Raw genomic sequence first — 12459 nt, 5'->3', positions numbered from 1 at the left:
AATTAGAACAATGCGATACCTCGTAACTCTTCTTGGTGTACTGCAGCGGTTTCGAGAATATTTTCCATACTTTCTAAAAATGCCGCAATGGTTCCCGGTTGAAAATAGAGGTCGTTATAGGTGAGTATAAAATCAAAAGTGGTCTCTTTTTCCTGTACCAAAAGGTTAAGATCATATTTTCCTAATCCTTGATTTTTATACTCAAATGGTTCGTCCTGATCTTCGGTAACAGCGTTATGCTGATCGTAGAGGTATAAAACATCAAATAGTGCGGTTCTGCTCATATCTTTTTTAGGATTGATCTCTACCACCAGCTTATCAAAAGGAATTCCCTTGTTTAGATCTGCCGTATTCCAGGTATTGGCCACAACGGTACAAGCCTCAGCTAATGTTGTGTTTTCTTCCAAAACAGATTGTAAGACTACCAGATTTTCGATAGCTCCTACGGTTGATGCGGTAAGATGATTGCGCATGTCCATAAGGGTTCCGATCACGATTTCAGAAAGTCCTGAAAATTTAGCTAAGGCCATTTTGTAAACCGCCAGCGTTACTATTTGTGATGTCGTGCCATTGATAGCGGCAAAAGATTGCAAACGGTCTTTGCTAAACGAAAAAGCAGTTGTGGCGGCCTTATAAATATGTACCGGTACTCGTTCTGTATCTGTCGGAATGTACAATACCTGTAGATTGGATAATCGTTTTCTCCAATGCGCAACCAATGTTTCGGTTTCGTAAGGATCAACGGCCTGTTCCCATTCTGAAAAATCTTTGTATTGCATGGTGAATCCTAATGAATCTTTGGGATGCGCTATAAAACTTAAAAAATCTTCCTTAAGAATACCAAGACTGTAGCGGTCAACAATAGCGTGATGAAAGACAAACAAAATTCGAGTTTGATTTTCCAATCGTTCAAAAAAAGCTTTTACCAGTAATTCATTTTCAAAATTGAAAAATCCTTTGCGCAATGTTTCCTGATTTTCTTTAAGATCAGACTGTTCTGTAAGCAAATTTTCTATGTTAATTTCTTCCGGCGTTTTAATGGATTGAAAAATCTGGTCACCCTCTTTTATTATGGTCGTCCTTAAAATATCATGACGGTTGATTAATTGTGCAAAAGCCTGATAAATTTCGTTGGTGGTCACCTCTTTTTTAAGGGTTAAACTCAAAGGGATATTGTGATAAACAGGTCCTCCTTCATACAGATAATCTCTCTCAAAATGATCGATAAACCACATCCTTTGCTGGTGATAAGAAACAGGTAATTTCATATGTTTTGGTGTTAGGTAATTAATAGTAAATAAGGTTCGTACAAAACAGCGTTTAGAATCTCAGGATGCTTTCGCTTTCTGAATCTACCTCAGCTTCTGATTCAAATAAAGCGTCGAATTCTTTAAAATCTAAGGTGTCACTCAATCCAAAATCTGAAGGAGTCACTTCGCTCACTTTTTTATTGATACAGTGTTTGATCAGCTGCGTTAAATTTTCGACATAGGTACGAGCCAAATTCTGAACAGTCTCTGAACGATATTGTTCTTCCGAATAGTCCCAGGAAATTCTAAGTTCGTTGGCAACAATAATTGCTTTGATGATAAATTTCTCTTCTAATATGGAAGTTGGGCTAATGTGGTCTCCCGAAAATTCTGAGGCTCCTGAAAAAATGGCGCTTTGATTCAGCACATTATCAATCTGTCCTAAATAATTGAACACTACATCCCATCCGCAATTTTTTAACGAACTGCGTATTTCATCAGACGAGTGTAAGTAACGCAGACAGCCATACCCCATTCCTTTGGTCGGAATTCTGCGCAACGCTTCTTTTACTGATTTTACCGTATCGCCTTCGGTTTTTGCATCGCCTTTAGACAGGATCACAGGATATTTATTGGTAAACCATCCTGTAGTACCGCTCACATCTATGTCTTTCAGTACATTTTCTCTTCCGTGACCTTCAAAACCTAATGCCAATCGTTTTGTTCCGAAAACATCTTCAAAAGTCATTTGAAGTGCGCTTAACATCAAATCATTGATTTCAGTATTGTAGGCTGTATTGGCCTCTTTTAATAGCTGTTTGGTGTATTCCTCGCTCAGCACTCCTACCTGAGTTTTCTTGGTTTGTCGGGTTGGTTTGTTGGCCGAAAAATCAGTTGGAAGCGGGTTATAATCGGTATTAATTTGCTGCCAGTACTCTAACTGAGATTCTATTTCTTCGGTTTCTGCAAAGTTTTTCAGCTTGTTGATCCAATCTCTGAAAGAGTTGTTTTTATTGGCTAAATACTGGGCTTCATCCAGCGTTTCTTCTGCTAAAAGTGTTTCCAGATCATCAATGATAAATCGCCACGAAACTCCGTCTACTGCCAGGTGATGAGAAACCATAAAAAGTCGGTTGTACTGCTCGGCATCCGGTGTTTCAATGAGAACAAAACGTGCTAAATCTCCTTTTTCGATATCCAGTGATTCCTGGTATTTTACACAAATGGCTGTAACAGCTTCTGCAATGTTCGTTCCTGCTTCGATCGTTTCGGTACGATACAAATTGGCAGGTTGTCCATAAAACTGTTTCCATTCGGTCTGCCCGTCTGTGCTCTCTTTTTGATAGCTGCATCTCAGCGAGTCGTGACGTTTGGTAATTAAGGCTACTGTTTCTTCTAATTTTTCTTTGACAATCTTTTTATCGATACTTAATAAAACACCCTGATTAAAATGTGAAAACACGTCTTCGTTTCTTTCGAAAAACCATTGCTGAATTGGAGATAAAGGCACCTCACCTTCTAAGATTCCCTGTTCGGCCGTGCTTAGCTCTTTACTATTTTGTTCAGCAGCAACCGCCAGCTCAGCTATCGTTTGATAGTCGAACAAATCTTGTACCTGAATTTGATATCCTTTTTTCTTCGCTCTGCTCACTACCTGAATGACAATGATAGAATCGCCTCCCAATTCAAAGAAGTTATCCGTTACCCCTACTTCCTCTACATTAAGCAGATTTTGCCAGATGGTAACCAAATCCTCTTCTACCTTTGTAGTTGGTGCAACATAGTCGCGTCCTGCTGTAATGGTAGGATCCGGTAATGCTTTTCTGTCGATCTTTCCGTTTGAAGTTAATGGCATCTGATCTAAGACCACAAATACCTGAGGAACCATATAATCAGGAACTATTCCTAAAAGATAAGATTTCAAATCAGCCTCTGAATAACCTTCTTCGGCCACTAAATAACTCACCAAACGTTTAACGCCTGTGCTGTCTTCTTTAAACAAAACCTCGCTTTGTACAATTCCGGAATATCCCTGAATCACTCGGCTGATTTCTTTTAATTCGACACGATAGCCGCGAATTTTAACCTGATCGTCTACACGTCCTAAAAATTCAATTTCTCCCAATGCATTTCTGCGTACCAAATCTCCGGTTCGGTATAAAACCGCACTCTTAGCTCCCGCAAATGGGTTGGCGATGAATTTCTCCTGGGTTAAATCTTCACGATTCAAATATCCTTTTGAGATTCCTGCTCCTCCTAGTAATAATTCTCCCGAAACGCCAATTGGGCATAACGACATGTCGCTGCTTACAATATAAGCTTCACTGTTGGAGAATAATTTTCCAACCGGGATGGTCACATAATCAAAATCAGGATCTACTTTGTGCAATAATTTTCCAATAGTACTTTCGGTTGGACCATAATGGTTCACAATGCTTACGTTTGGATCTTGTGCTGCGATTTCTTTTACATGTGATACCGGTAATACGTCTCCTCCAAATATGATGGTGCGTGCTGGCAATAACAAATCGGTATCAAGACGTAGCGCTTGCCAGTGGCTTGGTACTATTTTGATACAATCAATTGTGTTGGTGTTAAAATAAGCCTGCAGTTTCACCCCATCCATTAAAGATTCTTTGTTGAACAAATGCAGACAGCCTCCACTTAGTAAAGAACCATATAATACAGTATTTCCTAAATCGGCAGAAAGAGAAGACATTAGTCCGAAGCTTTTGTTGGTGCTGATTGAAATTTTAGCCTCTAATCCTTCGTAATAATCTACCAGGTTTTTGTGACTTACCTGAACACCTTTTGGCTGACCTGTTGTTCCCGAAGTGTACACGACATAAGCGGTAGTTTCTTCGGTGGCCAATGTTGAAAAAGTAACCTCCTGTGGCAATGCTGCTACATCGGCATACTGAATATCAAGTGAAAATACCGGAACCGAAAAGTCGATTACGTCAAACAAACTGCTCGATTCGATCAACAACGCTTTGATATTGGCTTCCTGTACCATGTACAACTGACGCTCTTTTGGTAAAGCAGCATCAATTGGAACATAACCTGCTCCTGATTTTAGAATCGATAAGATTCCTAATAAAGACCAGTTAGAAGTATCCATCATGATACCCATCAGGTCATTTTGCTGTAACTCATACGTCTGTTGGTAATGATACGCCAATTTGGTAGCGGCTTCGTCCAGTTCTTTGTACGTCATACGGCTATCGTTGTACACAAAAGCCACTGCATCGGGAGTTTTGGCAACCTGTGCTTCAAAAAGCGATAATACAGTTCCTTCTCCTGATAATGCATAATCAGCGGTATTATAACCTACTGTCAATGCCTGCTCTTCTTCAGGGCTAAGCATCGCCAGATTTCCTATAGCTGTACCTCCGTCTGCCAAAATAGTAGTCAGCAGGTTCTCGTAATGTGATAGTAATCCTGCTACTGTAGCCGAACTGAAAAGATCAGTGCAATAGTTGAAAGAGAACGAAATTCCTTCAGCGCTGTCTTCGGCAAAAATGGTCAGATCAAATTTTGAAATGTTGTATTCCATTCCCATTGGTTCAATGGTAATATCACTAAAATCAGATACTTTAGCCTCCGGATTGTTGTTTAAAACAAATAAAACCTGGAATAAGGAGTTTCTGCTTTTATCTCTCGCTTTCTCTACGCGATCTACTACTTTTTCAAACGGAACGGCGATATGACTGTACGCTTCTAAAGTGGTTTGTTTTACCGATTTCAGCACCTCATTGAAGGACGGATTACCGGACAAATCACTGCGAAGCGCCAAAGTATTCACAAAGAATCCAATCATAGATTCTAATTCCTGTTGTGGACGATTGGCAACGGTAGTTCCGATACAAATATCCGACTGTCCGCTGTGACGGTATAACAATACTTTATAAACACTCAGCAATAACATGAATAAGGTTACGCCCTCTTCCTTCGCATAGGCACGTAAAGCCTCGCTGCGTTCGCTGTCTAATTTAAAATTGATATAATCTCCTGAACCGCTTTGAACCGCTGGTCTTGGATAATCCGTAGGAAGTGCTGAAGGAGCAACTCCCGTCAGTTTAGAATCCCAATACGCTAATTTCTCTGCTAAATAATCTCCTGAAATCTCTGAACGCTGCCAAACCGCATAATCGGTGTATTGGAAATCAAGAACCGGTAAATCGGCTTCTTTTCCTTCTTTATAAGAAGCATACAAGGTTTTAAACTCGTTTACGATCAGTGATGTCGACCAGCCATCGGTTGCAATATGATGACGAACCAGCAATAAAATATGCTCATTATCTGATTGTTTGATAACAGTTGCACGCAGCATATAATCTTTAGACAAATCGAAAGGACGGTTTACTTCTTCTTTAATAAATGCAGCATGATCTGCCACAGCAGTGAAAATAGTAAGATCCCAGGCATCTGAAGGTTGTACTTTTTGATAAGCAATACCTTCTTTTTCTACAAAAATGGTACGCAGTGCCTCATGACGCTCTACAATAGTATTTAACGCTCGTGAAAGAAATTCTATATTCAAATCTCCTTTCAGGTTTAATAGTACCGGCACATGATAATGCTCGCTTCCTTTTAACCTGTCGATAAACCACAAACGCTCCTGCGCATAAGACAACGGGATATCTGCCGGTAAATCTTGTTTGGTTACCAAAGGCAGTACAGCCGTGTTGTCCTGACTTTCTATAAAAGCGGCCAAAGCTGCAATATTAGTATGATCGAAAATATCGGTGATATTGATGGCAACATTCAATGTCGTTTTGATCGCTGATAGCAAACGAACGGCCAGTAAAGAATGCCCTCCTAATTCGAAGAAATCATCGGTAACCCCTACTTGTTCTACATTTAGTAAATCCTGCCAGATAGCAACCAGGTCTTTTTCTACTTCAGTTTCGGCGGCAACATACACACGGTCCTGCGTCACTGTAGGGTCCGGTAATGCTTTTCTGTCGATCTTTCCGTTTGAAGTCAACGGCATCTGATCTAAAACCACAAATACCTGAGGAACCATATAATCCGGAACTATTCCTAAAAGATAAGATTTCAAATCAGCCTCTGAATAACCTTCCTCGGCCACCAAATAACTCACCAAACGTTTAACGCCTGTGCTGTCTTCTTTAAACAAAACCTCGCTTTGTACAATTCCGGAATATCCCTGAATCACTCTGCTGATTTCTTTTAATTCGACACGATAGCCGCGAATTTTAACCTGATCGTCTACACGTCCTAAAAATTCAATTTCTCCCAATACATTTCTGCGTACCAAATCTCCGGTTCGGTATAAAACCGTGCTCTTAGCTCCCGCAAATGGGTTGGCGATGAATTTCTCCTGGGTTAAATCTTCACGATTCAAATATCCTTTTGAGATTCCTGCTCCTCCTAATAGTAATTCTCCCGAAACTCCAATTGGGCATAACGACATGTCGCTGCTTACAATATAAGCCTCACTGTTAGAGAATAATTTTCCAACCGGGATGGTCACATAATCAAAATCAGGATCTACTTTGTGCAGTAATTTTCCAATGGTACTTTCGGTTGGACCGTAATGGTTCACGATGGTTACGTTTGGATCTTGTGCTGCGATTTCTTTTACATGTGATACCGGCAATACGTCTCCTCCAAATATGATGGTGCGTGCTGGCAATAACAAATCGGTATCCAGACGCAACGCCTGCCAGTGGCTCGGTACTATTTTAATACAATCAATTGTGTTGGTGTTAAAATAGGCTTGTAATTTCACCCCGTCCATTAAAGATTCTTTGTTGAACAAATGCAGACAGCCTCCACTTAATAAAGAACCGAACAATACGGTATTTCCTAAATCGGCAGAAAGGGAAGACATAAGTCCGAAGCTTTTGTTGGCGCTAATTGAAATTTTCGCGTCTAATCCTTCGTAATAATCTACCAGGTTCTTATGACTTACCTGAACACCTTTTGGCTGACCCGTTGTTCCCGAAGTGTACACGACATAAGCGGTAGTTTCTTCAGTAGCCAATGTTGAAAAAGTAACCTCCTGTGGCAATGCTGCTACATCGGCATACTGAATATCTAGTGAAAATACCGGAACCGAAAAGTCGATTACGTCAAACAAACTGCTCGATTCGATCAACAACGCTTTTATATTGGCTTCCTGTACCATGTACAACTGACGCTCTTTTGGTAAAGTAGGATCAATTGGAACATAACCTGCTCCTGATTTTAGGATCGATAAGATTCCTAATAAAGACCAGTTAGAAGTATCCATCATGATACCCATCAGGTCATTTTGCTGTAACTCATACGTCTGTTGGTAATGATACGCCAATTTGGTAGCGGCTTCGTCCAGTTCTTTGTACGTCATACGGCTATCATTGTACACAAAAGCAACTGTATCTGGAGTTTTAGCAACCTGTGCCTCGAAAAGCGACAATACAGTTCCTTCTCCTGATAGTGTATAGTCAGCAGTATTGTAACCTACTGTTAATGCCTGCTCTTCTTCCGGGCTAAGCATCGCCAGATTTCCTATCGATAAAGTGTCGTTTACTAAAATAGTACCCAATAAGTTCTCGTAATGTGATCGTAATCCTGCTATTGTAGCAGCACTGAAAAGATCGGTGCAATAGTTGAAAGAGAACGAAATTCCTTCAGCGCTGTCTTCAGCAAAAATGGTTAAATCATACTTAGCTACATTATAATTCATAGCCATTGCTTCGATGGTAATATCGCTAAATTCAGACACTTTAGACTCTGGATTGTTGTTTAAAACAAACAAGACCTGGAATAAAGAGCTTCTGCTTTTGTCTCTGGTTTTCTCTACGCGATCTACTACTTTTTCAAATGGAACGGCAATATGATTGTAAGCTTCTAAAGTGGTTTGTTTTACCGATTTAAGCACCTCATTAAACGATGGATTACCGGACAAATCACTGCGAAGGGCCAAAGCATTCACAAAGAATCCAATCATAGACTCTAATTCCTGTTGCGGACGATTGGCAACGGTAGTTCCGATACAAATATCAGACTGTCCGCTGTGACGGTATAACAATACTTTATAAACACTTGACAATAACATGAATAAAGTTACGCCCTGTTCTTTTGCATAAGTTCTTAAAGCCTCGCTGCGATCACTGTCTAACTTAAAACTGATATGATCTCCACGATTGCTTTGAACCGTTGGTCTTGCGTAATCAACAGGAAGTGCAGACGGGGCTACCCCGCTTAATTTAGTCTCCCAATATCCTAGTTTCTCTTCTAAAACAGCACCAGATAATTCTGAACGCTGCCAAACCGAATAATCGGCATATTGAAAATCAAGAACCGGTAAATCGGCTTCTCTTCCTGATGCATAAGAAGCATATAATTCTTTGAATTCTTTAACAATGATCGATTCAGACCAACCATCTGTTGCAATGTGATGGCGTACAATCACTAAAATATGTTCTGCCTCCGCTACTTTAATCACAGTAGCACGTAGCATATAATCTTTTGCTAAATCAAAAGGCTTGTTTATCTCATCGGCAATAAGATCCTGATAATCGGCATCCGTAGCAACCACATTCAGTTCCCAGCTATCAGCCGGTTGTACCACCTGATAAGCTACACCTTCATTTTCTACAAATACGGTGCGTAAGGTTTCATGACGTTCTACAATGGTTTTTAAAGCCTGAGAAAGGTAGTCTGTATTTAGTGCTCCTTTTAAGTTTAATAAAACCGGCATGTGATAATGCTCACTTCCTTTTAACTTATCGACAAACCACAAACGCTCCTGCGCATACGATAACGGAATCGCTTCCGGTAAATCTTGTTTGGTCACCAAAGGAAGTACTGCACTAGTATCCTGATTTTCAATAAAATAAGCCAAATCAGAAATCGTTGGATTACTAAATACGTTTGTAATCGTAAGCGCAACGTTCATTGTATTTTTTATCGCCGATATTAATCGCACTGCCAATAAGGAATGTCCTCCCAGTTCAAAGAAATTATCTGTGATTCCAACCTGCTCTGCTTTGAGTAAATCCTGCCAGATGACAGCCAATTCCTCTTCTGTTTTTGTGGTTGGGGCTACATATTCGTATTCTCTGCTAAATACCGGATCCGGTAATGCTTTTCTGTTTACTTTACCATTTGAGGTTAATGGAATGGCCTCCAGCTCTACCATAATTCCCGGAATCATATAACCCGGAATATGCTCTTTTAAATAAGCAATAACATCCTCTTTTGTTTTAGCTGCCGTAAGAACGATATAAGCTATCAGTTCATTTACGCCGTAAGCATCTTCTCTCGCAATAACAACTCCCTGACGTATAGCCGGACAGCTGTTTATCACGGTATCCAATTCTCCCAGTTCAATTCGGTAACCTCTAACTTTTACCTGGCTGTCTTCTCTTCCAAGGTATTCTATAGTTCCATCCTGAAGCCATTTTGCATTGTCACCGGTTCTGTACAATTTTCCTTCTCCAAAAGGATTGTTTACAAATCGGAACGCATTAAGTTCCGGAAGGTTGATATACCCTCTGGCTACCTGAACACCTCCTATATAAAGTTCTCCTGTAACACCTTTGGGTTGTATGTTCATTTCACTATCCAGAATATAAATCTGAGTGTTGGCCACTGGTTTACCTATCGTAATACGTTTTAAGTCAGTCGCATTAAAAGGAATGATACAGCTTGTTACATCTATCGAAGCCTCCGTAGGTCCGTATAAATTACTCAAAGTAACATTTGGTAATGCTTTTTGAAATTCTTCTGCCTGGCTGATTTTTAGAGCCTCTCCACTACACACTACATTTTTCAGACTGCTGCATTTCGTAACATCGATATCCAGTAAAAAGGCACTTAACATAGAAGGTACAAAGTGAATCATGGTCACCTGATGAGTGGCAATCAGTTCTCTTAAATAATCACTGTCCTTATGTCCTTCCGGTTTTGGAATGACTAGTTTACAACCTGATAACAGCGGAAGAAAAAACTCCCAAACCGATACGTCAAAACAAAAAGTAGTTTTTTGTATCAATACATCGTTAGCCGTTACATTATAATATTCCTTTGCCCATAATAAACGATTCACTAAACCGCGTTGCTCATTCACTACTCCTTTAGGGTTTCCTGTAGATCCCGAAGTATAAATTACATAAGCTGCATTGGAAACAGGTATTGCTACATTAGGATTCGCTGCTGACTGATTCGCAAATATGGTATCGTGCTCGTCCAGGTTTAGTATGGCAATATCTTCCAGAAAATTAACTTTACTGCTGCTTCCGGCATTTACCAATATAGCCTCTGCCGCTGTGTCTTTTAGGATAAATTCAATTCGCTCTGCCGGATAATGAGGATCAATAGGGGCATAAGCACCTCCTGATTTCATAATTCCCAGCATCCCGATAACCATTTCAAAAGAACGTTCCATACACAGTCCAACGATAGACTCTGTTGTAACTCCTATACTGCGTAAGTAATGAGCCACCTGATTGGCTTTTGCATTTAAGGCTGCATAAGTCATTGTTGCTCCTTCATAGGCCAAAGCAATTCCTTCCGGATTAGCGGCAACCTGTGTTTCAATTAAGTCAACAATCGTAATAGCTGTAGGGTAATTGTTTTTTGTAGCATTAAAATCTACCAGTAATTCATTTTCTTCTTCTTTACTGATGTAGGTTAATTGACCAATTGGAGTTTCCGGCTGAAATAATACTTCTTCTAAGATTTGTTGGTAATGTCTGATTAAGCCTTCAATCATCTGATATTCGTACACTTCTGTATTGTAAGCAATATCTAAAATTAACTGTCCTCCGGCTTCTCTGAAATTAAGTTCTATATCAAATTTTGAAACGGTTTCTCCTAAATCAACAATGGTATTGGTTTTTGATGTTGGTATTTCGATCGTTTCCTCGTTTGCTGTGTTCTGAAGCACTAATAAAACATCAAATACACTGCTTCTTCCTGCATCTCTCTTGATGTTCAGGTTTTCTACCAAACTGTCAAAAGGATACATTTGATGGTTGAACGCCTCCAGGGTCTGTTCTTTAATTCTTTTATAAATTGAAGCAAAATTCTCCTGAGCATTTATGGTATTGCGCAAAGCAATGGTATTCACATAAAAACCAATCTGATTGGCCAAATCGGCATGATCACGGCCTGCTACCGGACTTCCGATAATAATATCTGAATCGGAGGTATATTTATGAAAAAGAATGTTGATCGTGGTCAATAAACTAATAAAAGTACTGCTGTTGTTCTCTTTTGTAAAACGCTGAAGCATAGCAGTGGTCTCCTTAGAAATGTAGGCTCTTAAGCTACGTCCTTTGTGTGTTTTTACAGAAGGGCGACGTTTTTCTGAAGGAAGGTCTAAAACAGGTAATTCTCCTGAAAGGCTTTCCATCCAATACGTTTTGTCTGTAGTTGAACCGGCTGTATTTATTTGTAAAGCCTGCCAGTTTGCATAATCTTTATATTGTATGGCCAAAGGTGCAAGATCGGGAGCAATCCCTTTTACAAAAGACTCATAAAAGGTAAATACATCTTTTGACAGGACATTCATAGACCATCCGTCACCTATAATATGATGCATGTTGTAATAGAAAACATACGCATCCTCTTCCGTCTGTAATAAACTTAGACGAAACAGCGGTCCGTTTTCTAAATCAAAAGGGACAAATGAATCCTTTTTGATATAGTTGGATACACTGGCTTCTTTATCGGTAACAGTTCTGAAATCAACATAAGACAGTTTAAAATCTACCGCTGCTGTTGGCTTTACATATTGTCTTACTTCACCGTTTTCATCCATTTTAAAAGTAGTACGCAGGATTTCATGACGGTCTATAGTCGCTGTTATTGCTTTTTGAAAACATTCAATGTCATAACTGCCTTTTAAAGGAGTACGCATAGGCATGTTGTATACCTCAGATCCACCTTCAAATTGGCTTAATGTCCAAAGACGACGTTGTCCTGCAGACACCTCATAACTTTCAGCTTCCGCAACAGTCGCAATTGACTCAAAATTAAATTTGGTATTGTTTTTAGTGCTTTTAAGTAAAGTAATTAATCGCTCTTTGTTGGTCGAAATATCGATTTTATCTTCTGCTGTAAGAGCTGCTGTGTTTCCTGTTACTCTTAAATTTTCTTCTGAATCATCAAGGAAAATTTGTACTTCTTTTTTCGATAAACTGGTAATTATTGATTTGATATCTTTCATCTTAAAATGTTTTCTTAAATA

The 12459-nt window shown here is 39.6% G+C and carries 2 protein-coding genes; both read right to left on the bottom strand.

What is annotated here, in order from left to right:
• Window positions 1-2 precede the first annotated feature (2 nt).
• Window positions 3-1268, bottom strand: a complete 1266-nt coding sequence (locus OLM61_RS12965) for a condensation domain-containing protein (RefSeq protein ID WP_264523071.1) — start codon at window positions 1266-1268, stop codon at window positions 3-5.
• Between the two features lie 52 nt (window positions 1269-1320).
• Complete coding sequence (locus tag OLM61_RS12960) at window positions 1321-12438, bottom strand: non-ribosomal peptide synthetase (protein WP_264523070.1); 11118 nt, start codon at window positions 12436-12438, stop codon at window positions 1321-1323.
• Window positions 12439-12459 lie beyond the last annotated feature (21 nt).

Source organism: Flavobacterium sp. N502536, assembly GCF_025947345.1.
Taxonomy (GTDB): domain Bacteria; phylum Bacteroidota; class Bacteroidia; order Flavobacteriales; family Flavobacteriaceae; genus Flavobacterium.
Note: the sequence above shows the minus strand (reverse complement) of the source record. Positions and strands in the feature narration are given on the sequence as shown.

Excerpts from the sequence above, each read along its gene's own strand:
- OLM61_RS12960 (WP_264523070.1), bottom strand. The coding sequence starts at position 12,438 with ATGAAAGATATCAAATCAATAATTACCAGTTTATCGAAAAAAGAAGTA.
- OLM61_RS12965 (WP_264523071.1), bottom strand. The coding sequence starts at position 1,268 with ATGAAATTACCTGTTTCTTATCACCAGCAAAGGATGTGGTTTATCGAT.